The organism is Pseudomonas sp. BNK-45 (assembly GCF_047456255.1).
In the GTDB taxonomy this organism is placed as follows: domain Bacteria; phylum Pseudomonadota; class Gammaproteobacteria; order Pseudomonadales; family Pseudomonadaceae; genus Aquipseudomonas.
The window spans coordinates 7,501-32,034 of sequence record NZ_CP179909.1; the positions used below are offsets into that span (position 1 = coordinate 7,501).

General features: G+C 64.6%; 24 protein-coding genes (1 of these 24 only partly in view). 17 read left to right on the forward strand and 7 right to left on the reverse strand.

What is annotated here, in order from left to right; translation table 11 throughout:
* A protein-coding gene (locus tag ACMGG8_RS00035) for an aspartate aminotransferase family protein (protein WP_060837398.1) crosses the window boundary here: on the reverse strand, nucleotides 1-1,344 show its 5' portion. The gene continues 6 nt to the left of window position 1, outside the view; 1,344 of the gene's 1,350 nt are visible here — the first part of the coding sequence; the start codon lies at nucleotides 1,342-1,344; its stop codon lies off the left edge, out of view.
* Nucleotides 1,345-1,468: 124 nt separating this feature from the next.
* Between ACMGG8_RS00035 and ACMGG8_RS00040 the strand changes: the two genes are divergently transcribed.
* The 7 genes from ACMGG8_RS00040 (at nucleotide 1,469) to ACMGG8_RS00070 (ending at nucleotide 9,398) form a co-directional block, all read left to right on the forward strand.
* Nucleotides 1,469-2,389, forward strand: coding sequence for a LysR family transcriptional regulator (locus tag ACMGG8_RS00040; RefSeq protein WP_060837397.1), 921 nt, complete (start codon nucleotides 1,469-1,471; stop codon nucleotides 2,387-2,389).
* 130 nt (nucleotides 2,390-2,519) lie between these two features.
* Nucleotides 2,520-3,914 carry a uracil-xanthine permease family protein gene (locus tag ACMGG8_RS00045; protein WP_414158973.1) on the forward strand — a complete coding sequence of 465 codons (1,395 nt, stop codon included), beginning with the start codon at nucleotides 2,520-2,522 and terminating at the stop codon, nucleotides 3,912-3,914.
* Between the two features lie 87 nt (nucleotides 3,915-4,001).
* Nucleotides 4,002-4,670, forward strand: coding sequence for a TetR/AcrR family transcriptional regulator (locus ACMGG8_RS00050; protein ID WP_016966688.1), 669 nt, complete (start codon nucleotides 4,002-4,004; stop codon nucleotides 4,668-4,670).
* A 5-nt stretch (nucleotides 4,671-4,675) separates the two neighbouring features.
* Nucleotides 4,676-5,257, forward strand: a complete 582-nt coding sequence (locus tag ACMGG8_RS00055) for an IMPACT family protein (protein ID WP_060837395.1) — start codon at nucleotides 4,676-4,678, stop codon at nucleotides 5,255-5,257.
* A 531-nt stretch (nucleotides 5,258-5,788) separates the two neighbouring features.
* Nucleotides 5,789-7,354, forward strand: a complete 1,566-nt coding sequence (locus ACMGG8_RS00060) for an ABC transporter ATP-binding protein (protein WP_060842396.1) — start codon at nucleotides 5,789-5,791, stop codon at nucleotides 7,352-7,354.
* Nucleotides 7,355-7,365: 11 nt separating this feature from the next.
* Nucleotides 7,366-8,472, forward strand: a complete 1,107-nt coding sequence (locus ACMGG8_RS00065) for an ABC transporter permease (protein WP_060837393.1) — start codon at nucleotides 7,366-7,368, stop codon at nucleotides 8,470-8,472.
* On the forward strand, nucleotides 8,472-9,398 hold the full coding sequence (locus ACMGG8_RS00070; RefSeq protein ID WP_060842394.1) for an ABC transporter permease: 927 nt from the start codon (nucleotides 8,472-8,474) through the stop codon (nucleotides 9,396-9,398). The genes ACMGG8_RS00065 and ACMGG8_RS00070 overlap by 1 nt, the downstream gene beginning before the upstream one ends.
* Here the strand turns inward: ACMGG8_RS00070 and ACMGG8_RS00075 are convergent.
* On the reverse strand, nucleotides 9,395-9,832 hold the full coding sequence (locus ACMGG8_RS00075; RefSeq protein WP_060842393.1) for a hypothetical protein: 438 nt from the start codon (nucleotides 9,830-9,832) through the stop codon (nucleotides 9,395-9,397). The two genes, ACMGG8_RS00070 and ACMGG8_RS00075, sit on opposite strands and share 4 nt — an antisense overlap.
* Nucleotides 9,833-10,166: 334 nt before the next feature.
* On the opposite strand from ACMGG8_RS00075, the gene ACMGG8_RS00080 reads away from it, so the two are divergent.
* The 3 genes from ACMGG8_RS00080 to ACMGG8_RS00090 all read left to right on the forward strand — a co-directional run bounded on the left by ACMGG8_RS00080 (nucleotide 10,167) and on the right by ACMGG8_RS00090 (nucleotide 13,531).
* Nucleotides 10,167-10,850 carry an SDR family oxidoreductase gene (locus ACMGG8_RS00080; protein ID WP_060842391.1) on the forward strand — a complete coding sequence of 228 codons (684 nt, stop codon included), beginning with the start codon at nucleotides 10,167-10,169 and terminating at the stop codon, nucleotides 10,848-10,850.
* A gap of 203 nt (nucleotides 10,851-11,053) precedes the next feature.
* On the forward strand, nucleotides 11,054-12,412 hold the full coding sequence (locus tag ACMGG8_RS00085; RefSeq protein WP_414158974.1) for an 8-oxoguanine deaminase: 1,359 nt from the start codon (nucleotides 11,054-11,056) through the stop codon (nucleotides 12,410-12,412).
* 111 nt (nucleotides 12,413-12,523) lie between these two features.
* Entirely contained in the window at nucleotides 12,524-13,531 is a 1,008-nt protein-coding gene (locus ACMGG8_RS00090; protein ID WP_060842390.1) for a formylglycine-generating enzyme family protein, read from the forward strand.
* On the opposite strand, the gene ACMGG8_RS00095 is transcribed toward ACMGG8_RS00090, so the two are convergent.
* Entirely contained in the window at nucleotides 13,528-14,616 is a 1,089-nt protein-coding gene (locus tag ACMGG8_RS00095; RefSeq protein WP_414158975.1) for a calcium:proton antiporter, read from the reverse strand. The two genes, ACMGG8_RS00090 and ACMGG8_RS00095, sit on opposite strands and share 4 nt — an antisense overlap.
* Nucleotides 14,617-14,939: 323 nt before the next feature.
* Here ACMGG8_RS00095 and ACMGG8_RS00100 point away from each other — a divergent pair, with 323 nt between their 5' ends.
* The 3 genes from ACMGG8_RS00100 to ACMGG8_RS00110 all read left to right on the forward strand — a co-directional run bounded on the left by ACMGG8_RS00100 (nucleotide 14,940) and on the right by ACMGG8_RS00110 (nucleotide 18,185).
* Nucleotides 14,940-16,022 carry a BMP family ABC transporter substrate-binding protein gene (locus ACMGG8_RS00100; protein WP_414158976.1) on the forward strand — a complete coding sequence of 361 codons (1,083 nt, stop codon included), beginning with the start codon at nucleotides 14,940-14,942 and terminating at the stop codon, nucleotides 16,020-16,022.
* A gap of 65 nt (nucleotides 16,023-16,087) precedes the next feature.
* Nucleotides 16,088-17,053 carry a 2-oxoglutarate and iron-dependent oxygenase domain-containing protein gene (locus ACMGG8_RS00105; protein ID WP_414158977.1) on the forward strand — a complete coding sequence of 322 codons (966 nt, stop codon included), beginning with the start codon at nucleotides 16,088-16,090 and terminating at the stop codon, nucleotides 17,051-17,053.
* 178 nt (nucleotides 17,054-17,231) lie between these two features.
* On the forward strand, nucleotides 17,232-18,185 hold the full coding sequence (locus ACMGG8_RS00110) for an adenosine deaminase (RefSeq protein WP_016966700.1): 954 nt from the start codon (nucleotides 17,232-17,234) through the stop codon (nucleotides 18,183-18,185).
* 76 nt (nucleotides 18,186-18,261) lie between these two features.
* Here ACMGG8_RS00110 and ACMGG8_RS00115 read toward each other — a convergent pair whose 3' ends face one another.
* Nucleotides 18,262-19,638, reverse strand: a complete 1,377-nt coding sequence (locus ACMGG8_RS00115; protein WP_414158978.1) for an MFS transporter — start codon at nucleotides 19,636-19,638, stop codon at nucleotides 18,262-18,264.
* Between the two features lie 125 nt (nucleotides 19,639-19,763).
* Nucleotides 19,764-20,672, reverse strand: coding sequence for a LysR family transcriptional regulator (locus tag ACMGG8_RS00120; RefSeq protein ID WP_060837383.1), 909 nt, complete (start codon nucleotides 20,670-20,672; stop codon nucleotides 19,764-19,766).
* Nucleotides 20,673-20,790: 118 nt separating this feature from the next.
* On the opposite strand from ACMGG8_RS00120, the gene ACMGG8_RS00125 reads away from it, so the two are divergent.
* The 3 genes from ACMGG8_RS00125 to ACMGG8_RS00135 all read left to right on the forward strand — a co-directional run bounded on the left by ACMGG8_RS00125 (nucleotide 20,791) and on the right by ACMGG8_RS00135 (nucleotide 22,450).
* Nucleotides 20,791-21,084 (forward strand): putative quinol monooxygenase, encoded by a 294-nt coding sequence (locus ACMGG8_RS00125; protein WP_108546003.1) that lies wholly within the window; start codon nucleotides 20,791-20,793, stop codon nucleotides 21,082-21,084.
* A gap of 31 nt (nucleotides 21,085-21,115) precedes the next feature.
* On the forward strand, nucleotides 21,116-22,129 hold the full coding sequence (locus ACMGG8_RS00130) for a zinc-binding alcohol dehydrogenase family protein (RefSeq protein WP_414158979.1): 1,014 nt from the start codon (nucleotides 21,116-21,118) through the stop codon (nucleotides 22,127-22,129).
* Nucleotides 22,130-22,273: 144 nt separating this feature from the next.
* Entirely contained in the window at nucleotides 22,274-22,450 is a 177-nt protein-coding gene (locus ACMGG8_RS00135) for a hypothetical protein (protein ID WP_164990742.1), read from the forward strand.
* A gap of 1 nt (nucleotide 22,451) precedes the next feature.
* Here the strand turns inward: ACMGG8_RS00135 and ACMGG8_RS00140 are convergent, their stop codons facing one another.
* A complete protein-coding gene (locus tag ACMGG8_RS00140) occupies nucleotides 22,452-23,648 on the reverse strand; it encodes a multidrug effflux MFS transporter (protein ID WP_414158980.1) in 1,197 nt (398 codons plus the stop codon).
* Between the two features lie 93 nt (nucleotides 23,649-23,741).
* Nucleotides 23,742-23,939: a heavy-metal-associated domain-containing protein gene (locus ACMGG8_RS00145; RefSeq protein ID WP_060842387.1), complete on the reverse strand. Its 198-nt coding sequence runs from the start codon at nucleotides 23,937-23,939 to the stop codon at nucleotides 23,742-23,744.
* A gap of 145 nt (nucleotides 23,940-24,084) precedes the next feature.
* Here ACMGG8_RS00145 and ACMGG8_RS00150 point away from each other — a divergent pair, with 145 nt between their 5' ends.
* A complete protein-coding gene (locus ACMGG8_RS00150; RefSeq protein WP_016966707.1) occupies nucleotides 24,085-24,468 on the forward strand; it encodes a hypothetical protein in 384 nt (127 codons plus the stop codon).
* Nucleotides 24,469-24,534 lie beyond the last annotated feature (66 nt).

The window sequence follows — 24,534 nt, forward strand, 5'->3', positions numbered from 1 at the left end:
GAGCTTGTTCAGCACTTCGCCAACCGCGTCGAACAGACGATCGAGGTCTTGCGGCTTGCTATTGAAGGTTGGGCCGAACTGCAGGGTGTCGCCGCCGAAGCGCACGTAGAAACCGGCTTTCCACAGGGCCATGCCGGCCTCGAACGGACGCACGATCGCATCGCCGTCACGGGCCGCGATCTGGATCGCGCCGGCCAGGCCGAAGTTACGGATGTCGATCACGTTCTTCGCACCCTTGATGCCGTGCAGCGCATTCTCGAAATGCGGAGCGACTTCAGCCACGCTCTGCACCAGGTTTTCCTTCTGCAGCAGATCCAGTGCCGCCAGGCCCGCCGCACAAGCCACCGGGTGCGCCGAGTAGGTGTAGCCGTGAGGGAATTCCACGGCGTACTCGGGAGTCGCCTGGTTCATGAAGGTCTGATAGATCTCGGAGCTGGCAATCACCGCGCCCATGGGAATGGCGCCGTTGGTGACCTGCTTGGCCACGCACATCAGGTCCGGGGTCACGCCGAAGCTGTCGGCACCGAACATCGAACCGGTGCGACCAAAGCCGGTGATCACTTCGTCGAACACCAGCAGGATATTGTGCTGGTCGCAGATTTCCCGCAGACGCTTGAGGTAGCCCTGTGGAGGCACCAGTACCCCAGCGGAACCGGCCATCGGCTCGACGAAGACCGCTGCAATGTTGGAAGCGTCGTGCAACTCGATCAGTTTCAGCAGCTCGTCGGCCAGGGCGATGCCGCCCTGCTCCGGCATGCCCCGGGAAAACGCGTTACTGGCCAACAGGGTGTGCGGCAGATGGTCGACATCCATCATCGCCTGGCCGAACAGCTTACGGTTGCCGTTGACGCCGCCCAGGCTGGTGCCGGCGATGTTCACCCCGTGGTAGCCACGGGCACGGCCGATCATCTTGGTCTTGGTCGACTGGCCTTTCAGGCGCCAGTAGGCACGCACCATCTTCACCGCGGTATCGGCGCACTCGGAGCCGGAGTCGGTAAAGAACACATGGTTCAGGTTGCCCGGAGTCAGGTCAGTGATTTTCTCCGCCAGCTGGAACGACAGCGGATGGCCGAACTGGAAGCCTGGCGAGTAATCCAGGGTGCCCAGTTGCTTGGATACCGCTTCCTGAATCTCCTTGCGCGAGTGACCGGCGCCGCAGGTCCACAGACCGGACAGCGAGTCATAGACCTTGCGCCCCTTGTCATCCACCAGCCAGCTGCCTTCGGCGCCGACGATCAGCCGCGGGTCACGCTGGAAGTTGCGGTTGGCGGTGTAGGGCATCCAGTGAGCGTCAAGCTTGAGCTGACTGGCCAGGGACTGAGGAGCGGTTTCCGGCATGTTCATGAGCAAAACCTCGCGAGGCAATGAAGCGGCATAGGAACAAAAGCGTTGTTGCGACTAAGTTGCCACGGCTATAAAGTCGGTGAAATCCAACTTTAATAACCTTCAGTCTGGCCCCCACTAAACTATGAGCAGCCGTCGAGCCGACCCGCTGGCGCAAGTCAGCGACTTTGATATCCGCCTGCTGCGGATCTTTCGCAGCGTGGTGGAGTGCGGCGGCTTCTCGGCCGCAGAAACCGTACTCGGCATCGGCCGCTCGGCCATCAGCCAACAGATGAGCGACCTGGAACAGCGCGTCGGCCTGCGCCTGTGCCAACGCGGACGCGCCGGTTTTTCCCTCACCGAGGAAGGCCGCGAGGTCTATCAGTCGACCCTGCAACTGCTCAGTGCCCTGGAAAGCTTTCGCACCGAGGTCAACGGCCTGCACCACCATCTGCGGGGCGAATTGATCATCGGCCTCACCGACAACCTGGTGACCCTGCCCCACATGCGCATCACCCACGCCCTGGCGCAACTGAAGGAGCGCGGGCCGGATGTGCAGATCCAGATCCGCATGATCGCCCCCAGCGAGGTCGAGCAAGGGGTACTCGACGGCCGCCTGCACGTCGGCGTCGTGCCCCAGGCCAGCGCCCTGTCCGGGCTGGAGTATCAGCCGCTGTACGACGAACGCTCATTGCTGTACTGCGCGGTGGGCCACCCGCTGTTCTATGTCGACGACAGGCAACTGGACGACCAGCGCCTCAACGACCAGGACGCCATTGCCCCGACCTTCCGCCTGCCGGCGGAGATCCAGGCCCATTACCAGGCGCTGAACTGCACCGCCAGTGCATCCGACCGCGAAGGCATGGCGTTCCTGATCCTCACCGGACGCTACATCGGCTACCTGCCCGACCACTACGCCGCTCTCTGGGTCCAACAGGGCCGGTTGCGCGCCCTCAAGCCCAAGTCGCGCTTCTATGACCTGAGCCTGTCTTCGGTCACTCGCAAGGGACGGCGCCCCCACTTGGTGCTGGAGAGCTTTCTGGAGAGCCTGGCGGCGACTCGCTGAATCCCCGTCCGGCCCCGGCAAAGCCGCGCATTCAAAGGCCCGGCGCGATATTTTCGACAATAAACTGATCACTTGGACAGCTTTTTGCACAGACCCGGGCATCCAGAACCCTCAGCCCGAGTTCCATGCCATGTCGTCCGACCCTTCCCGCCCCACTGAACTGATCTACGGCCTCAACGACCGCCCGCGTCCCCCGGCCGCGCTGCTTGCCGCCCTGCAGCATGTGCTGGCCAGCTTTGTCGGCATCATTACCCCGCCGCTGGTCATAGGCTCGGCCCTGGGCCTGTCCACCCACCTGCCCTACCTGATCAGCATGGCGCTGATGGTGTCCGGGGTCGGCACCTTTATCCAGGCACGTCGCCCCTGGGGCATCGGCGCCGGAATGATCTGCCTGCAAGGCACCAGTTTCGCCTTCCTGGGGGCGGTGCTGGCGGCAGGGTTCCTGGTCAAGCACAGGGGCGGCAGCCCGGAAGACATCCTGGCGATGATCTTCGGCGTGTGCTTCTTCGGCGCCCTGGTACAGATCGTCCTCAGCCGCTTTATCGGGCAACTGCGAAGGGTCATCACCCCGCTGGTCACCGGCATCGTCATCACCCTGATCGGCATCAGCCTGATCAAGGTCGGCATCACCGATCTGGGAGGCGGCTTCAATGCCCCGGACTTCGGCGCCCCGGGCAATCTCGGCCTGGGCCTGCTGGTGCTGCTGACCATCATTGTGCTCAACCGCAGCGACACCCCGTGGATTCGCCTCAGCGCCATCATCATCGGCCTGGCCCTGGGCAGCCTGGTGGCCTGGTTCAGCGGCAAGCTGGTGCCCCAGCCCCTGCCCGACCTGCCGTTGATCAGCCTGCCGCAACCCTTCAAGTACGGTTTCAGTTTCGATTGGAGCGCCTTCGTCCCCGTCGCCCTGATCTACCTGATCAGCACCCTGGAAACCGTCGGCGACCTCACCGCCAACTGCATGCTGGCGCGCCAGCCCATCAGCGGTCCTTCCTATATAGGTCGGCTCAAGGGCGGGGTCCTGGGGGACGGCGTCAGTTGCCTGATCGCCGCCACCTTCAGCGCCTTTCCCAACACCACCTTCGCCCAGAACAACGGCGTGATTCAGCTGACCGGCGTGGCCAGCCGCTTCGTCGGCCTGTACATCGGCCTGATCCTGTTCTGCCTGGGGCTGTTCCCGCTGATCGGCGCGTTGCTGCAACAGATCCCCAAACCGGTACTCGGTGGCGCCACCCTGGTGATGTTCGGCAGTGTCGCCGCCGCCGGGGTACGCATTCTCGCCCAGGCGCCCCTGGACCGGCGCAGCATGCTGATCATCGCCACGTCCTTCGGCGTCGGCCTGGGCATCGCCGCACAACCGAACCTGCTGCACCTGCTGCCCCAGGTGGTGCAGACCCTGTTCGACTCGGCAATCACCAGCGGCGGCCTCACTGCACTGCTCATGTGCCTGCTGCTGCCGGAGGGCAAAAGCCTGCCGAACGACATAAATCCGGCGCCGGAAAAACCCGGCCTGAACGCCCGCTGAAGCTTTTGTCGCACCAAGGCTTGTCTGATCCACGTGGGTGCGCTATCAACGCACAGGTTGCACCCACAGACTTGCTCGGAAACCTCCATGACCTTTGAAGTCCCCGCCCACAGCACTCCTCACCCCGGCAAACCCGCCAGCCGCATTCGGCAGAAGAATGAAGAGGCCATCATCCAGGCCGCCGAGGACGAGTTCGCCCGTCACGGCTTCAAAGGCACCAGCATGAACACCATTGCGCAGAACGCCGGGCTGCCCAAGGCCAACCTGCACTACTACTTCACCAACAAGCTGGGGCTGTACATCGCGGTGCTGAGCAACATCCTCGAACTCTGGGACAGCACCTTCAACACCCTCACCGCCGAGGACGATCCGGCCGAGGCCCTGACCCGCTACATTCGCGCCAAGATGGAGTTTTCCCGGCGCCAGCCCCAGGCCTCGCGGATCTTCGCCATGGAAATCATCAGCGGCGGCGAATGCCTCAGCGAATACTTCAGCCAGGACTACCGCGCCTGGTTCCAGGGCCGCGCCGCGGTGTTCCAGGCCTGGATCGACGCCGGCAAGATGGATCCGGTCGATCCGGTGCACCTGATCTTCCTGCTCTGGGGCAGCACCCAGCACTACGCCGACTTCGCCACCCAGATCTGCCGCGTCACCGGCCGCAGCCGCCTGACCAAGCAGGACTTCGAAGCGGCCGGCAACAACCTGATCCGCATCATTCTCAAAGGCTGTGGCCTGACTCCCGCCCAGAAAGACTGACGCCCATGCCCTTTACCCTGGCCGGCCTTTGCGAATACCGCGAGGAGATTCGCAAAAGCCGCTTCATCACCTTCGCCGCGCCCATCAGCAGCGCGGCCGAGGCCCAAGCCTTCATCCAGCAGCACAGTGACCTCAACGCCTCCCATAACTGCTGGGCGTGGAAACTGGGCGACCAGTACCGCAGCAACGACGACGGCGAACCCGGCGGCACCGCCGGCAGACCGATCCTCGCGGCCATCGAAGCCCAGGACTGCGATCAGGTGGCGGTACTGGTGATCCGCTGGTACGGCGGCATTCAGTTGGGCACCGGCGGCCTGGCCCGAGCCTACGGCGGCGGCGCCAACAAATGCCTGCAGAGCGCCGAACGCATTGCCCTGGTCAACCGTGTGCCACTGCGCTGCGCCTGCAGCTTCAGCGAGCTGGCCCTGGTCAAACTGCGCATCGCCGAACTGGGCGGATTACTGGTGGATGAAGCGTTCACCGCCAACGGCGTGGAGCTGCAACTGGCCCTGGGTGAAGCCCTGATCGATACCCTGCAACAGCAACTGGCCGACCTCAGCCGCGGACGCATCCTCTTGCAGCGCTGAACGCACCAAGCCGGCCCGGCCACCTTGTGCATAACCTGGGCACCCCGGGCGCAGTTGCCCACATCGGCTGTGCACCCGCCTGTGGATAACCTGAGCACATAGCGCTGCAACCCTTCTGCAACGTGGCTTTGCGGGCTTTGCTCAGTTTTTGTCCAAAAATCCCAGGGCCGAGCTTTTTGTACTGAAAAACAGCAGCTTAGGGCGCTTTATCGCGGTTCGGAAACAACCGCCCCCGGCTTATGCCCAAGCCGGCGGCTTGCACACAATTACTGTGGAGCAAGCTGTGGATAACCCGTGCAAGGCTGCTTCAGCCCCTGACGCCACAGGGCCTGCAGGCAACTGATCATTTTTCGCTCACCGGCTGGCGGACAAAAAAGGAGCCGTTTCAAGCACTTTGCCCCGAACTGGTGCTCGTCCGGGGTCGTGGCTCATCGCTCAAGGTGCATGCCTGAGGGACCTCCCGGTTTTTCTGACCCACTGGCCAGGAAATTGCTTTATCCACAGGCACACCGCCCAGCCGTCGAGCCAGCCATGCCCAATTCCGCCGTGCCCGTTGTCCCCACACCGCGCCTGCAACTGCGCCAGATCAGCAAACGCTACCCCGGCTGCCTGGCCAACGACGCCATCGACCTGAGCATCGCCCCCGGGGAAATCCATGCCTTGCTGGGGGAAAACGGCGCCGGCAAAAGCACCTTGATGAAGATCATCTACGGGGTGGTCCAGGCCGATTCCGGAGAGCTGCTCTGGCAAGGGCGCCGTCAGTCCATCGCCAACCCGGCCCAGGCCCGGAGCCTGGGCATCGGCATGGTGTTCCAGCATTTCTCGTTGTTCGAAACCCTCAGCGTGGCGCAGAACATCGCCCTGGCCATGGGCCGCGGCGCGGGCACGCCGAACCAGCTGGAAGCCAGGATCCGCGAGGTTTCCCAGCGCTATGGCATGCCCCTGGAACCCCAGCGCCTGGTGCACAGCCTGTCCATCGGCGAGCGCCAGCGGGTGGAGATCGTGCGCTGCCTGATGCAGGACATCCGTCTGCTGATCCTCGACGAACCGACCTCGGTCCTGACGCCCCGGGAGGCCGACGATCTGTTCATGACCCTGCGCCGGCTGGCCGACGAGGGCTGCAGCATCCTGTTCATCAGCCACAAGCTCGGCGAGGTGCGCGCCCTGTGCCACAGCGCCACCGTGCTGCGCGCGGGCCGGGTGGCCGGGCACTGTATTCCTGCGCAGTGCTCGGACCCGGAACTGGCGCGGCTGATGGTCGGCGACGCCGCGGCGATGATCACCGAGCACCCCAAAGCCCGGGGCAGCCATGACTTCCTGCGCATCGACCACCTCAGCTGGCACAGCCCCGATCCCTTTGGCTGCTCGCTCAAGGCCATCGACCTGACCCTGCGCAGCGGCGAGATCGTCGGCATCGCCGGGGTCGCCGGCAATGGCCAGGACGAGCTGCTGGCGCTGCTCAGCGGCGAGCAGCGCCTGGCAGCCGACGAGGCCCGACGCATCTGCTTTGCCGGCCAGGCGGTGGGCCACCTGTACCCCGATGCGCGGCGCCGGAAGGGCCTGGCCTTTGTCCCCGCCGAACGCCTGGGGCACGGCGCCGTGCCGGAGCTGAGCCTGGAAGACAACGCCCTGCTCAGCGCCTTCGAGCAGGGACTGGTGCGCCACGGCCTGATTCGACGATCCCGGGTCCGGGCCCTGGCCGAGCGCATCATCCAGCGCTTCGGGGTCAAGACCGGCGACGCCCAAAGCCCGGCCCGTAGCCTGTCCGGCGGCAACCTGCAGAAATTCATCCTCGGGCGCGAAATCCTCCAGCAGCCACGCCTGCTGATCGCCGCACACCCGACCTGGGGCGTGGACGTGGGCGCTGCCGCCACCATTCACCAGGCACTGATCGCCCTGCGCGACGCCGGGGCGGCGATCCTGGTGATCTCCGAAGACCTGGATGAACTGCTGCAGATCAGCGATCGCATCGGCGCCCTGTGCAGCGGTCGCCTGTCGGCGTTGAAGGACTGCGCCGACACCTCCCTGGTGGAAATCGGCGGCTGGATGGCCGGCGATTTCACCCCGTCCCCTTCAGCCCCCGCCTTAGCGGTGTAACGGAGTCGTCCATGCTGCTTTCACTCGAACCCCGCGGACGGCAATCGCGCCTGATGCTCGGCTGCTCGCCCCTGCTGGCCGCGCTGCTGACCCTGGGCTGTGGCGCCCTGCTGTTCATGGCCCTGGGACAGGACCCGATACTGACCTTGCACACCTTGCTGATCGCGCCGCTCAGCGACCTGTATGGCGTCTCCGAACTGCTGGTCAAGGCGCTGCCGATCCTGCTTTGCGCCCTGGGCCTGGCGGTGGCCTACCGGGCCCGCATCTGGAACATCGGCGCCGAAGGCCAACTGCTGCTCGGGGCCCTGGCCGGCAGTGCCCTGGCGGTCAACCTCATCGAGCTGCAAAGCCGCTGGGCGCTGGTGCTGATCCTGCTCACCGGCACCCTGGCCGGGGCCGCCTGGGCCGGGCTCACCGCCTGGTTGCGCACGCGCTTCAACGCCAATGAAATCCTCACCAGCATCATGCTCAACTACATTGCCCTGAACCTGTTGCTGTATTGCGTGCACGGCCCCTTGAAGGACCCCGCCGGGTTCAACTTTCCCGAGTCGGCGATGTTCGGCGACTTCAGCCGCCTGCCGCTGTTGATGGACGACGGCCGGGTTCACGCCGGGGTGTACTTTGCCCTGCTGGCCCTGGTGGCGGTCTGGGTGCTGTTGCAGAAAAGCTTTGTCGGCTTCCAGATCAAGGTGCTGGGCCTGGATGCCCGCGCCGCCGGTTTCGTCGGCTTCCGCCAAAAGCGCCTGATCTGGCTGGCGCTGTTGATCAGCGGCGCCCTGGCCGGGTTGGCCGGGGTCTGCGAAGTCAGCGGCCCCATCGGCCAGTTGGTGCCGCAAGTCTCCCCCGGCTATGGCTATGCCGCGATTACCGTGGCCTTTCTCGGGCGCCTTAACCCGATCGGCATCCTGTTCTCCAGCCTGCTCATGGCGCTGTTGTACATCGGTGGCGAAAGCGCGCAGATGACCCTCAACCTGCCCCAGGCCATCACCCAGCTGTTCCAGGGAATGATGCTGTTCTTCCTCCTGGCCTGCGACGTACTGATCCTCTACCGGCCGCGCCTGAACCTGCGCTGGGCACGCCGCGACACGCCCCTCAGCGCAACCGCCGGAGCCCTGTGATGGACATCGATCTGCTGAGCAACATCTTCTACGCCATGGTCCGCTGCGGCACGCCCTTGCTGCTGGTGGCCCTGGGGGAGCTGATCTGTGAAAAAAGCGGGGTTCTCAACCTCGGCCAGGAAGGCATGATGCTGTTCGGCGCGGTGGTGGGGTTTATCGTCGCCCTCAACAGCGGGCAGCTGTGGCTCGGGGTACTGCTGGCGATGGCGGCGGGCATGCTGCTGTCGGCGCTGTTCGCCCTGGTGGCCCTGGTGTTCAACGCCAATCAGGTGGCCACCGGACTGGCCCTGAGCATTTTCGGCGTCGGCCTGTCGAGCTTTGTCGGCGCGGCCTGGGTCGGCAAGCCCCTGGCCGGGTTCGAGCCCCTGGCACTGCCGTTGCTCAGCGACATCCCGCTGATCGGCCGCATGCTGTTCGCCCAGGACCCGCTGGTGTACCTGTCCTTCGTCCTGTTCGCCCTGGTGGCCTGGGTCATCCTCAAGAGCCGGATCGGCCTGATCATCCAGGCCGTCGGCGAAAACCCCGACGCCGCCAGTGCCATGGGCCTGCCAGTGCTGCGGGTGCGGACGCTCGCAGTGCTGTTCGGCGGCGCCATGGCCGGGCTGGCCGGGGCCTACCTGTCCCTGGCCTACACGCCGATGTGGGCCGAGAACATGAGCGCCGGTCGCGGCTGGATCGCCCTGGCCCTGGTGGTGTTCGCCAGCTGGCGCGTGTGGCGCCTCTTGCTCGGCGCCTACCTGTTCGGCCTGGCCAGCATCCTGCACCTGGTGGCCCAGGGCCTGGGGCTGGCGATTCCGGCCAACCTGCTGGCGATGCTGCCCTATGCCGCGACCATCCTGGTGCTGGTGCTGCTGTCCAGGGACGCCTTGCGCACTCGCCTGTACGCACCGGTGTCCCTGGGCCAGCCATGGCAAGCGGGCCATTAGATGACCGGCACACGCCCCGCTGCAGCCGGCTTGCCGGCAACGCCTTTGACCGGCAGCAACTGCGCCACGCACCAAGCCAGCTCGAACAACAGGATCCCCCAGAGCAGCGCCGTGGCGCCGTGCATCAGGGCATAAAGCTGCCAGCTGGCGAAAAGGATGCGTCCCACCGCGTCATATCGGCCAAACGCCTGCTGCGGATCGCGAATCCGCAGCACCGCCCACACACAGACAATCGAGCCCATCAGGTTGGCCATCAACAGGTGGGTCGGTTCGAAAGGCGGCAGGCTGCCCGCCAGGTGCAAGGCCTGGGCCGTGTCCTGCAGCAACCCGTGCAGGGCCATGAAACTCCAGGGGGTGACAAAGGCCAGGGTCATCAGCAAGTCATACCAGCCGCTGGCCCGGACCAATGTCCGATACTGCTCGGTCGTCCACATAGATGTCGCTCCATCGATTCAAGGAGCGCGCAGGCTAAAGCCTGGAGTATGCTCCAGGGTCAAGCCCTTTCGAGCCCCACGCATGCGCATTGCACAACTGGCCGCCGCCTGCGCCGTCAGCCACCACACCCTGAGCTTCGACCCGCGAAGCGGGCTGGCCGCGTCCCCGCGCAGCGCCAAAAGGTGTCGCGACTGTCCGCCCGAGAGGCGGTCATTGCGGCTCGACATCAAGACCGCGCAAGCGAACCGGGGCACTTGCGCCAGGCGCTGCAACCGCGGCTCGGCCAAGCCTGTCCATTGAATCCGTGATCCTCATTTTTCAAGGAGCCTCCTCATGTCCACGGCAAAAACCGCTCTGATCATCGGCGCTTCCCGGGGCCTGGGCCTCGGCCTGGTCCAGCGCCTGCTCGAAGACGGCTGGCAGGTCACTGCCACCGTGCGCAACCCGCACAAGGCCGAGGCCCTGCAAGCGTTGGGCAAGGTGCAGATCGAGCAGCTGGACATGGACGATCAGCAAGCCGTGATCGCCCTCAGCCATAAGCTCAAGGATCAGGTGTTCGACCTGCTGTTCGTCAACGCCGGGGTCAAGGGCCCGGACAACCAGTTGCCGGGCCACGCGACCCTGGCCGAAGTCGGCCAACTGTTCTTCACCAACGCCGTGGCGCCGATCAACCTGGCCCAGCGCTTTGTCGGGCAGATCCGCAAGGACAGCGGCGTGCTGGCGTTCATGAGTTCGGTGCTGGGCAGCGTGACCATGCCGGATGCTCCGGAACTGGCGCTGTACAAGGCCAGCAAGGCGGCGCTGAACTCCATGACCAACAGCTTCGTCACCCAGCTGCAACAGAAGCTGACCGTGCTCTCGCTGCACCCGGGCTGGGTGAAGACCGACATGGGCGGCGAAGGCGCCGACATCGACGTGCAAACCAGCACCCGCGGGCTGATCGCCCAGGTCAATGCCTACACCGGCAAGGGCGGGCATCACTTCGTCAACTACAAGGGCGAAACCATCCCCTGGTAAGCCCGCCCCCCTGCAACCAGTGTCCCAGGCAGTGCTTGCACAGCGCTGCCAAGGCTCTGCAACGGGGGGCAAACCGCAAGTTTTGTCCCCCGGCAAATCTTTCGCTAGACTGCGCACCTCGCCCCTTGCGGCGACCCTGGATCAGCAGACAGGGCAACACTGAGCTGGCTAACCTGAACCCACTTTCAGAGGAGCCGGCCACCATGCCTGCGACCCGTACCTGGTTAAAAAATCCCCTGGCCATCTTCACCGGCAATGCCCTCGACGCCCGTGGCGGCCTGGTGCTGCAAGACGGTCTGATCGTTGAAGTCCTGGGCCTCGGCCAACAGCCTGCAAGCCCCTGCCAGCAGGTCTTCGATGCCCGCGAGCACGTGTTGCTGCCGGGCCTGATCAACACCCACCATCACTTCTACCAAACCCTGACCCGGGCCTGGGCGCCGGTGGTCAACCAGCCGCTGTTCCCCTGGCTCAAGACCCTGTATCCGGTCTGGGCCCGGCTGACCCCGGAAAAACTCGCCCTGGCCACCAAAGTGGCGCTGGCCGAACTGCTGCTCTCCGGTTGCACCACCGCCGCCGACCATCACTACCTGTTTCCCGACGGCCTGGAAAATGCCATCGACGTGCAAGTCGAAAGCGTGCGTGAGCTGGGCATGCGCGCCATGCTCACCCGCGGTTCCATGAGCCTGGGCGAAAAGGACGGCGGCCTGCCACCGCAACAGACCGTGCAGGAAGGCCAGGTGATTCTCGACGACAGTCAGCGCCTGATTCGCCAGTACCACGAGCGTGGCGACGGCGCGCAAATCCAGATCGCCCTGGCGCCGTGCTCGCCGTTCTCGGTGACCCCGGAAATCATGTCGGCCAGCGCCGAACTGGCCAACGGACTCGATGTGCGCCTGCACACTCACCTCGCCGAAACCCTCGACGAAGAAGACTTCTGCCTGCAGCGCTTCGGCCTGCGCACCGTGGATTACCTGGACAGCGTCGGCTGGCTCGGTCCGCGTACCTGGCTGGCCCACGGCATCCACTTCAACCCGGATGAAATCGCCCGCCTGGGCGCTGCCGGCACCGGCATCTGCCATTGCCCGAGTTCGAACATGCGCCTGGCCTCCGGCATCTGCCCCAGCATCGAGCTGACCGACGCCGGCGCGCCCCTGGGCTTGGGCGTGGACGGTTCGGCGTCCAACGATGCGTCGAACATGATCCTCGAAGCGCGGCAGGCGCTGTACATCCAGCGCCTGCGCTACGGCGCCGAGAAGATCACCCCGGAGCGGGTACTGGGCTGGGCGACCCGGGGTTCGGCGAGCCTGCTGGGCCGCACCGACATCGGCGAGCTGGCGGTGGGCAAGCAGGCGGACCTGGCGTTGTTCAAGCTCGATGAGCTGCGTTTCTCGGGCAGCCATGATCCGGTTTCGGCGCTGCTGTTGTGCGGCGCGGATCGGGCGGACCGGGTCATGATCGGCGGCCAGTGGCGGGTGATTGATGGCCAGGTCGAAGGGCTGGACCTGAAAAACCTGATCGCCGATCACAGCCAGGCGGCCCGGCAGTTGATCGCCGGTAGCTGATCGTTGAGTCCAACGGCGAGGGACCCGATCCCTCGCCTGCGCCTTAAGCGGAATCGGATTGAGGAAACATGTTAGTTTCCGCCCTCGAACGAACCGCTATAGGGACATTACGTGAAACCAAAGTACGGACTGGCGCTCTGCGTCGCGCTGCTGATTTCAGGCTGCGAGAAACAGGAGGTTGCTGGCCCGCCCAGCAACGTGCTGTCAGCTGAAAAAGTGGCAGAAATTGCGTCGACCATCAGCCGTAAATACCCGAATCTGTCCCCACAAAACCGCGAGGCCGTACTTAACACGGTGGTCCGCTCGCTGGACAACATGGTGTTGATTGAAGGGGGCGAATTCCAGATGGGCGATTTCGGCTGGCCCCGTGGCTTCGACCCACAGGCCTTGTGCCAATGGCCCTGTGGCGTGGCCCCGGAAAAAATGGAGCGGATCAGCCTCGAGGTCGATGACGACTTCGTTCATCCGGTCAAATTGAGCAGCTATTACCTGTCCTCGTTGCAAACCACCCTGGGCGATTTCGATCTGTTCTTCCTGGCCCAAGGCAAGCCGCCGTTCGACGCAAAACTGCGCGAACTCGCCGAGATGAAGCACCTTTACCAGGCAAACCTGCCCGCCCCGGCGTCTAAAGAATGGCAAGAAGCCAAGGATTACTGCGGCTGGCTGGCAGAGCTCAGCGGCTATCCCGTCGATCTACCCACCGAGGCCCAATGGGAATATGCGGCGCGCAACCGCGGCCAACCGGTGATGTTCGCCACCGACAACGGCAATCTGGATTACGGCCGCAACTTCCCGGCCCCTGACGACAACGAAACCTTCGCCGTGGATAGGTTCGTGCCCAATCCGCTGGGCCTCTACAACCTCACCGGCAACGCCAGTGAATGGGTCAACGATTGGTACGATAAACACTACTATCGCGAGTCTCCCGTGGAGAACCCGCAAGGGCCTGAAACAGGCATTTATCGGGCGCAACGGGGCGCCAACAACGTAAATGCCAACGACCCGACCTTTTCGCCCTCGGCCAGCACCGTGCGTCGTTGGAGCTGGGGGGCACTCGCGGCCTGGAATGCCCCCGGAGTCAGCTTTCGCTGCGCCATCCAGTCAGCCCAGCCGCTTTAAAGACCCAGCAGCGACAGCATGATGAAGGTGGCAAACAGCACGAAGTGAGTCATGCCCTCGATGGCGTTGGTTTCACCGTCATTGAGGTTGATCGCGCTGACGATCAGGGTGATGAACACCATCACCGTCTGCACCGGGGTCATGGCCATCTGGAACGGCTGGCCGGTGTACAGGGCCATGGCCTCCATCACCGGCACCGTGAGGATCACCGTCGACAGGGACGCGCCCAGGGCCACGTTGACCACCGACTGCATGCGGTTGGCCAGGGCCGCGCGCAGGGCGGTGAGAATTTCCGGCGCAGCGGAAATCGCCGCCACCAGGATCGCCGTGATCACCGGCGGCGCGCCCGTGCCTTCCAGGCCCAGGTCCAGGGTCTTGGACATTACCTCGGCCAGGGCGCCGATCACCACCACGCCGAACACCAGGATGCCGATGCTCCAGGCCAGGTTGATGGCCTGGGGTTGTTCCTGGGCCTCTTTACTGCGGCGCTTTTCCGGGTAGCTGTAGCTGAAGAAGTAACTGTGGGGCCCGACCTGCATGCGCAGGAACAGGGTGTAGAGCACCACCATCGCACCGATGGTGAAGGCCGAGTAGACCTTCCAGTCGGCCTCGGGGATGAACTCCGGCACCACCATCGACACCCCCATGGCGGTGAGAATCATCACGCTGTAGGTGCGCGCCGAATCATCGTTGTAGGGCTGCTCGCCGTGCTTGATGCCGCCCATCAGCGCGGCCAGGCCGAGGATGCCGTTGATGTCCAGCATCACCGCCGAATAGATGGTGTCGCGCACCAGGGTCGGCGAGGCTTCGTTGCTCATCATGATGGCCAGGATCACCACCTCCACCAACACAGCGGCCAGGGTCAGGATCATGGTGCCGTAGGGGTCGCCGACCTTTTCCGCCAGCAATTCGGCGTGATGGGCGACGCGCATCGAGGCGATGACGATAAAGCCGATCAGCACCAACCCGGCCATCAGGGCGACGCCTTGGCCGCTATTGAGCAACAGGTGTTCCAGGGGATAGGCGGCCACGGCCGCCAGCAGCGCAAGCAGCAAAAACTGTTCTTGCTTGAGGGAAGTGAACATTGCAGTCCTTTGACGGAAATAAAAACGAGTACAGGAGATGAGTAAAAGACTGCTTCGGGTCACTAACGTTTCGTTACATGTTAGTGCACCAGCCTCAGGCACCGCGCACCGGGTTGGATCTTGAAAGCCCTTCGCCGGCAAGCCGGCTCCTAGATTCCAGCCCCGTAGGAGCTGGCTTGCCAGCGAAAAGCGCGCCCCAAAGCCCCCGTAGAAACCGCCTCGCCGGCGCAACCGCCATCTTTGTTGTCCTGTTGGTCAGCTATTTGCATTGGCCTGCAGCGTTTGCCGCCCGCCCCCCTCACAACAAGATGGAGCTTCCATTCATGCATACACGCCCGTTGCACAAGCTGCTCTGCGCCCTGGCCGCCGCCGTCGGCCTGAGTGCCAGCCTCACCGCCAGCGCCGCCGACCCGCTGAAGGTCGGCTTCGTCTACATCGGCCCCATCGGCGACCACGGCTGGACCTATCAGCATGAGCAGGGACGCAAGGCCCTGGCGGAAAAGTTCGGCGAGCAGATCAAGACCAACTACGTCGAGAACGTGGCCGAAGGCGCCGATGCCGAGCGGGTGATCCGCAACATGGCCAAGGACAACTACGACCTGATCTTCACCACCTCCTTCGGCTACATGAACCCCACCCTGAAAGTCGCCAAGCAGTTCCCCAAGGTGACCTTCGAACACGCCACCGGCTACAAGCAGGACAAGAACCTTGGCACCTACCTGGCGCGCACCTACGAGGGGCGTTACGTCGGCGGCTTTCTCGCGGCGAAGATGACCAAGAGCAAGAAGATCGGCTACGTCGCCTCGTTCCCGATCCCGGAGGTGATCCGCGACATCAACGCCATCCAGCTGGCCCTGAACAAGTACAACCCGGGCACCGAGATCAAGGTGGTGTGGGTCAACTCCTGGTTCGACCCGGGCAAGGAAGCCGACGCCGCCAACGCCCTGATCGACCAGGGCGCCGACGTGATCTTCCAGCACACCGACAGCCCGGCGCCGATCCAGGCCGCAGAACGCCGCGGCGTGTATGCGGTGGGCTACGCCTCGGACATGGCCCACTTCGGCCCCAAGGCGGTGCTGACCTCCATCGTCAACAACTGGGCCCCGCACTACATCCAGGCCACCCAGGGGGTGCTCGATCACAGCTGGAAATCCCAGGACTACTGGGGCGGCCTGAAAGAGGGTACGGTTGAGCTGCCCCTCAGCGACCTGCTGCCGGCCCCGGTGAAAACCGAGGCCGAGCAGATCATCGCCAGCATCAAGAGCGGCGAGTTCCACCCGTTCACCGGCCCGATCAAGGACCAGGCCGGGGTCGAGAAAATCGCCGCGGGGGTCAGCGCCAGCAATGCCGAACTGGCCTCGATGAACTACTACGTCGAAGGCCTGAAGGCAGACCTCCCCAAATAAGCTGGTCGTCGCTGCCGGAACATCCGGCAGCGACGGCGGACCGTCAACCGGATGGGAGCCATTTCATGCATCAACTGCCGATCATCGATATCAGCCCGCTGTATCAGGAGGCCCAGCCAGGCTGGGACAGTGTCGCCAAACAGATCGACCGCGCCTGTCGCGAGTGGGGCTTCTTCTACATCAAGGGTCACCCGATCAGCGCACAACGCATCGAGCAATTGCTGGCCATGGCCAAGCATTTCTTCGCCCTGCCCAGCGCCGAAAAACTCAAGATCGACATCACCCAGAGCCGCCACCACCGCGGCTACGGCGCCATCGCCACCGAGCAACTGGACCCGGGCAAGCCCAGCGACCTCAAGGAAACCTTCGACATGGGCCTGCACCTGCCGGCCGAGCATCCCGAAGTGCTGGCGGACAAGCCCCTGCGCGGCCCCAATCGCCACCCGCACCTGCCCGGCTGGAAAGACCTGATGGAACAGCACTACCAGGACATGCAGGCCCTGGCCCAGACCCTGCTGCGGGCCATGACCCTGGCCCTGGGCATCGAGCGCGACTTCTTCGACCGCCGCTTCCAGGACCCGGTCAGCGTGCTGCGGCTGATCCACTACCCGCCGCGCCACACCGCCAGCAGCGAAGAACAGCAAGGCGCGGGAGCCCATACCGACTATGGCTGCATCACCCTGCTCTACCAGGACACCGCCGGTGGCTTGCAGGTGCGCAACGTCCAGGGGCAGTGGATCGATGCGCCGCCCATCGAAGGCAGCTTCGTGGTCAACCTCGGCGACATGATGGCGCGCTGGAGCAACGACCGTTACCTGTCGACCCCGCACCGGGTCATCAGCCCGCTGGGGGTGGACCGCTACTCGATGCCGTTCTTTGCCGAACCGCACCCGGACACCCGCATCGAATGCCTGCCCGGCTGCCAGGACACGGAGCACCCGGCCAAGTACCCGGTGACCACCTGCGCCGAATTCCTGCTGTCGCGCTTTGCCGATACCTACGCCTATCGCCGGGAGCTGGAGCAGGCCTGATCGCCCATTCGGTCAGGTTTTACCGAACAATGGCGCCGCCAGATGTAGAATGGCGGCTTTTTCGGGCCCGGTGAAAACCTGGCGATAGCCGCAACCGCCGCCAGTTCCCCAGAGAAGGGCACGGCCCCGGCAGCGCATCACTCTCGCAGCGCCCGCCTGCACCTGATGAGACAACACCATGTATGACTGGCTGAACGCCTTGCCCAAGGCCGAGTTGCACCTGCACCTGGAAGGTTCCCTGGAACCGGAACTGCTGTTCGCCCTGGCCGAACGCAACAAGATCGCCCTGCCCTGGAGCGACGTCGAAACCCTGCGCAAGGCCTACGCCTTCAACAACCTGCAGGAATTCCTCGACCTGTATTACCAGGGCGCCGATGTGCTGCGCACCTCCCAGGATTTCTACGACCTGACCTGGGCCTACCTGCTGCGCTGCAAAGAGCAGAACGTGATCCACACCGAGCCGTTCTTCGATCCGCAGACCCACACCGACCGCGGTATCCCGTTCGAAGTGGTGCTCAACGGCATCGCCGCCGCCCTCAAGGACGGCGAACAGCAACTGGGCATCACCAGCGGCCTGATCCTCAGCTTTCTGCGCCACTTGAGCGAAGAAGAAGCACAGAAAACCCTCGACCAGGCGCTGCCGTTCCGCGATGCCTTCGTTGCCGTGGGCCTGGACAGTTCGGAAATGGGTCACCCGCCGAGCAAGTTCCAGCGGGTCTTCGACCGCGCCCGCAGCGAAGGCTTCCTGACCGTCGCCCACGCCGGCGAGGAAGGCCCGCCGGAGTACATCTGGGAAGCCCTGGACCTTCTGAAGATCCAGCGCATCGACCACGGCGTACGCGCTTTCGAGGATGAGCGGCTGATGCAGCGCATCATCGACGAGCAGATCCCGCTGACCGTGTGCCCGCTGTCCAACACCAAGCTCTGCGTGTTCGACCACATGTCCCAGCACAACATCCTGCAAATGCTCGAGCGCGGGGTGAAGGTCACGGTCAACTCCGATGACCCGGCCTACTTCGGCGGCTACGTCACCGAGAACTTCCACGCCCTGTACACCGACCTGGGCATGACCCAGGACCAGGCCCGGCGCCTGGCGCAGAACAGCCTGGATGCGCGGCTGGTCAAGCCGTAACGGCCTTCGCCGGCCAGCCGGCTCCTACAGGTTCGTGTAGGAGCCGGCTGGCCGGCGAACAGCTCCCCCCTCTCTATCAGCCCGCCGCCTCGCTCAACGCCTCCAGCGTCTTGCCCCGGGTCTCCATCCCGAACAGCCAGACCACTCCCGCCGCGATCACGAAGCACGCCGCCCCCAGGGCAAACACCCCGCCCTGCCCGGTGATGGGAAACACCAGCCCGGTCACCAAGGGCCCCAGCAACGAACCGATCCGGCCAACGGCCGAAGCAAAGCCCGAGCCCGTGGCCCGGGCCGACGTCGGGTACAGCTCGGGCGTGTAGGTGTAGAGCACCGCCCACATGCCGAACAGGAAGAACTGCATCAACAGCCCGGTGCCGATCAGCAGCCCGACGTTGCCGCCAAACACCGCGCTCTGTCCGTAGAAGAACGCCATGACCCCGCCACCGAGCAAGGTCACAATGCACACCGGCTTGCGTCCCCAGCGCTCCACCAGCCAGGCGGCCATGAGAAACCCGGGAATCCCGCCCAGGGAAATCAGCACCGTGTAGTACACCGACTGCGTCACGGCAAAACCGGATGTTTGTAGCAAGGCGCTGAGCCAGGACGTCAGCCCGTAGAAACCCAGCAGGGCGAAGAACCACAGGCTCCAGATCATCATCGTGCGTTGCCGGTACAGGGGCGACCAGATCTGTTTCAGCGCGGAGAAAAAGTGCCCCGGCGCACTGTCGAGGCGTGGCAGGCGCACCGGCTCCGGCAACTGCGCCGTGCCCAGGGAAGCCCGGACCTTGTTCTCGATGTCGCCCAGCACGCGGTCCGCATCGGCATGCCGCCCGGCCTGCTCCAGCCAGCGCGGCGACTCGGGAATGAAGAAACGGATCACCAGCACGAACACCGCCGGAATCGCCAGCACCAGGAAGATGTCGCGCCAGCCGATCAGCGGCAGGAGGAAATACGACAGCACCCCGGAGGCAACGAAACCCAGGGGCCAGAAGCCGTCCATCAAGGCGATGTAGCGCCCGCGGCGCTGCGCCGGGATCATCTCCGAAAGCATCGATTGGGCGATGGGAAACTCCATGCCCATGCCGATCCCCAGCAGCACCCGGAACAGGGTCAGGCTGTCCACGCTCTGGGCGGTGGAACACAGGTAGCTGGCCAGGCCCCAGAGCACGATGCTCCATTGGAACACCGGCTTGCGCCCGAAGCGGTCGGCGAGCATGCCCGACAGCGACGCGCCGAGCACCATGCCGAAGAAACTGGAGCTGGCCAGCAGGCCGGCCTGGGCCGAGCTCAGGCCGAACTCGGTTTTGATCGAGCCGAGGAGGAACGTCATCATCGCCAGGTCCATGGAATCGAAGAAAAACGCCAGGGCGATGATGATGAAGATCACCCGGTGATAACCGCTGATGGGCAATCGTTCCAAGCGCTCGGCGGCGCTGTATCCCTGTATGGCCATGCCCGTTCCCCCGGTTGAATGCTGGACCGTCCGAGTGTGCGGGATCGAGGCCGGGACGGATGGCTGAGGGCGACCTGTTCGCGTCAGGCAGCGACGCCGGGCACGGGGCCCGGGTTGGCCGGCGGCTACGGGCGGCGGGCGCTGATCTCGGCGCAACGCTCCTGAAGCAGGTCGCGCAGCAACTTCACCGGTTTGCTCAGGTGCGCCCGATGGGTGCACAGCAGGTTCAACGACGCGCCTTCGCAGCGCAGCTCCGGCAGCAGGATCTGCAGGCGACCGGCGAGCACATCGCCGGCCACGTCCAGCCAGGACTTGTAGGCAATTCCCTCGCCGGCCACGGCCCAGCGCCGCACCACATCGGCATCGTCGCTCAAGCGGTCGCCACTGACGGTCAGGCTCACCTCGCGCTTGCCGTCAAAAAAGCTCCAGAGGTCGTGCGCCCGGCTGTCGAGCATGTACAGCAGGCAGTTGTGCTGGGCCAGGTGCTCCAGCTGGCGCGGTTCGCCGTGCCGGGCCAGGTAGCTGGGAGCGGCGCACAGCACCCGGCGGTTGTCCGGGGCCACCGGCAAGGCCACCAGGCTGGAGTCCTCCGGCTCGCCGTAGCGCAGGGCGATATCCACCGGCTGGCGGAACAGGTCGGCAATCCGGTCCCCTAGCAGCAGGCGCACGCTGAGCTTGGGGTAGGCACGCTGAAACTCGTCGAGCCAGGGCAGCAGCAGGTTGCGGCCAAAGTCCGAAGGCGCGGACAGTTGCAACACGCCGCTGACCTGATCCTGGCCGCTGGCCAACAGGCGCCGTCCTTCATCCAGGTTGCTCAAGGCGGCGCGGGCGTATTCCAGAAAGCCCTCGCCCTCGGCGGTCAGGCGCAGGCTGCGGGTCGAGCGGGCCAGCAGGCGCGCGCCCAGGTGTTCTTCAATGCGCTTGAGGGCGGCGCTGGCCACTGCCGGCGACAGGTCCATGACCCGGGCCGCCGCCGACAGGCTGCCCAGATCGGCGGCACGCACGAACAACTGCAGGTCATCGAATCGCAGCATCGGTGATTTTCCGGATTATCAAAAAAATATTGAAAGAGACTGCTCTTTTAGCCGGTTTTATCTTCAGGAGAAATAGCCAATTATCTGCCCATCGCCTGACTCCCCTGAGGAAAACCCCATGTCCCAAGCCTTTACCGCGATTGCGACGCTGATCGCCAAGCCCCAGCAGCAAGCCGTCCTCAAGCGCGAACTCAGCGCCCTGGTCCCGCCCAGCCGCGAGGAAGCCGGCTGCCAGTACTACGAACTGCATGAGGACGCCGCGCAGCCGGGCACCTTCTACGTACTGGAACGCTGGGACGATGAAGCCGCCCTGGACTTTCACAACCACACGGCGCACTTCCAGCACTTCATCGCCCAGACCCGCGAGGCAATCGAGCACTTCGAGCTCAAGCGCCTGCAATTGCTCGTCTGAGCCCAACTCTCACACTCATCAGGAACTCATCATGAAAGCCATCGCCTACTACGCCTCCCTGCCGATCGACGACCCCAAGTCCCTGCAAGACATCGAACTGCCCGAGCCGGTGGCCGGCCCTCGCGACCTGCTGGTGGAGGTCAAGGCCATCTCGGTCAACCCGGTGGACACCAAGGTCCGCCAGAACGTCCAGCCCGAAGGCGGCGCCGCCAAGGTGCTGGGCTGGGACGTGGCCGGCGTGGTCAAGGCCGTGGGCAGCGAGGTCAGCCTGTTCAAGGTCGGCGACCGGGTGTTCTACGCCGGCTCCATTGCCCGGGCCGGCGGCAACAGCCAATTGCATACGGTGGATGAACGCATCGTCGGCCATATGCCCAAGAGCCTGGGCTTTGCCGAAGCCGCGGCCCTGCCGCTGACCGCGATCACCGCCTGGGAGCTGCTGTTCGAACGCCTGCAGATCAGCCAGGACCGCAGCGACCAGGGCCAGAGCCTGCTGATTGTCGGCGCCGCCGGCGGGGTCGGTTCGATCCTCACCCAACTGGCCCGGCAACTGACCGGCCTCAAGGTGATCGGCAGTGCCTCCCGGGAACAGACCCAGGCCTGGGTCCGCGAGCTGGGCGCCCAGCATGTGGTGGATCACCGCCAGCCACTGAGCGCCGAGCTCAAGCGCATCGGCATCCATCAGGTGACCCACGTGGCCAGCCTGACCCAGACCGACGCTCACCTCGATGAATTGGTGGAGGCCCTGGCGCCCCAGGGCAAGCTGGCCCTGATCGACGACCCGAAAAGCCTCGATGTGACCAAGCTCAAGCGCAAGAGCCTGTCGCTGCACTGGGAGTTCATGTACACCCGTTCGCTGTTCGAAACCGCCGACATGCAAGAGCAGCATGTGCTGCTCAACAAGGTCGCCGATCTGATCGACGCCGGCACACTGAAGACCACGCTGGGCGAGCATTTCGGCCAGATCAACGCGGCCAACCTGCGGCGTGCCCATGCCGTGCTGGAGAGCGGCACGGCCAAGGGCAAGATCGTTCTGGAAGGTTTCTAAGGCCCTGGCGGACGGTGGCCATCGCGCAGAAAAGCCCGCTGGTCGCCGTCAGTCCGAGAGTTGATTTCGGTCATATTTGTGACCGTATTCGGGTCTACACTGGCAGCCCTTGCACCGCACTCTTTTAGCGTTAGGAGGTCAGCAATGAAGATCCTGATAAAAGAACTGGCACACCCTCAAGGCTCCCAATGGCAGGTACGCCTGGATCAGCACGCGGTGACTTTCCGCAGCGAGGCCGAAGCCCGGGCGTTCACCCAGACCCTGCAGGCCCGCTTGCAAGCTCCCCACCAGATTCCCCAGGTTCAGCGCGCCGTCGGCTGACTCAAGGCTCGGCGGCTCTCAAGGCCCGGGCATTCTGCAAACGCCGGGTCACGACCGCCATGCTCACCGCCAGAACCCCGCACAGGCAGATGACCATGGCCATCGGCATGGCGCTGCCATCGTGCAATACCCCCACCAGATAGGCGGCACCCGCCGCCACGCTGAACTGCAGGCAACCGAGCATCGCCGACGCGCTGCCGGCCCGCGCGCCCTGGCCGTTCATGGCACAGGCCGCAGCGTTGGGAATGATGCAGCCCAGGCTGGCGATGCACACGAACAACGGCAGTAGCAGCGGCCAGAGTGCGCTGGTGTGCAAGGCGCTGATTCCCAGCAGGGTCAGGCCCGCCGCCAGGTAGATCCACACCGTGCGGGCCAGCAGAAAGGCCGGCCCGCGCTTGGCCAGCAGGCGCGCATTGATCTGCGCCACCAGGATGAAGCCCCCGGCGTTGATCCCGAAGAACCAGCCAAAGTGCTCCGCCGGCACGCCGTAGAGCTTGATAAAGACAAAGGGCGAACCGGCGATGTAGGAAAACATCCCGGCGATGGCGATGCCGCCGGTCAGGGCGTGACCGAGAAAGACCCGGTCCGCCAGCAGCAGGCCGTACTGGCGCAGCGCTCCGGACAAGGGCAGGCGCGGACGCGTGGCCGGCATGCTTTCCGGCAGGCCCAGGGCCACCGCCAATCCGGACAGGGCGCTGAACACCGTGAGCATGATGAAGATCGACTGCCAGCCATACAGGTTGACCAGCAGGCCGCCGAGCATCGGCGCCAGGATCGGCGCCAGGCCCATCACCAGCATCAGTTGGGAGAACACCTTGGCCGAGCCCACCGCGTCGCACTTGTCGCTGACCACCGCGCGGGAAATCACCATGCCGGCACAGCCGCCCAGGGCCTGGACAAAACGTGCACCGATCAGCCACTCCAGGTTGGGGGCATAGGCGCAGGCCACGGAGGCCAGGATGAACAGCCCCACGCCAGCCAGCAGGGGCAGGCGCCGGCCAAAACGGTCGGCCACCGGGCCATAGGCCAGCTGGCCGATGGACAGGCCGAGGAAATAGGCTGCCAGGGTCAGTTGGACGTGTTTTTCATCGGTGCCGAAAGCCAGGGCCATCGATGGAAAGGCCGGCAGGTAGAAGTCGATGGCCAAAGGGCCGAAGGCACTCAAGGCACCGAGAATCAGGATTGTGCGCAGGTTCATGGCATCCAGGCGAAGCGTAGGTCAGCGGGCGCACAGTCTAGCCGCGCTTGGACGCCTTGAACATTCCGATAGGTCGCTAACGATTAAAAAGACTCAGGCAACCTTGACCGCATAGCCTTCCTCACTGATCAGGCTGATCACCTCTTCATTGGACAGGCGACTCTCGACGCCCACTTCCTTGGCCGCCAGATCGACCCGTACCGTGGCCGCCGGATCCCTGCTTTGCAAGGCTTGAGTGATGGCCCGCACGCAGTGGCCGCAGGACATGCCTTGAACATTGAAAACTTGCATCACGCTTCTCCTGTATTGGGATGCACGCAGTCTTGTCCTTGCCACCGTGGCAAGGTCAAGTTGCGGATTGATCTGCCGGGCTGGAAATCGGCGCCGCGCTCCGCCAAGCTGCACGTCTTACGACATCACAGCAGGAGATTCAGCCATGCGCTGGTCCACTTTCAGCCTCGTCGGCCTCCTTGGTCTGTTCGCGGCAGCGCCGCCGGCCCTGGCCGCAGGAGAAGACTACGGCGTCCTGATCATTTCCCGGGAGCGGCTGGAAGTCGCCACCTCCTGCGAGATCGGTCTGTACCTTCAGGACCAGCTCGCCGGCCGGCTGTTCCAGGAGCAGAGCGCCTCCTTCAACCTGCCACCGGGCAAGGTGTCCGTGCGCCTGAAACTGCTGCCGGGCCAGGCGCCGGGCTGCAACCCCGGCATGCTTGCCCCGGGTTCCCAGGACATCAGCCTGCGGGCCGGCGATGTACTGAAGTTCCGCATCGCCAGCAACGCCTCGGGCATGTACCTCAAGCCCGCCGCCCTGGAATACTGAAGCCCCGCCTCGCCACACGCCTTGCGCCAGCCCGCGCAAGGCGCGCTGCAACGCCCCCCCTGGGAC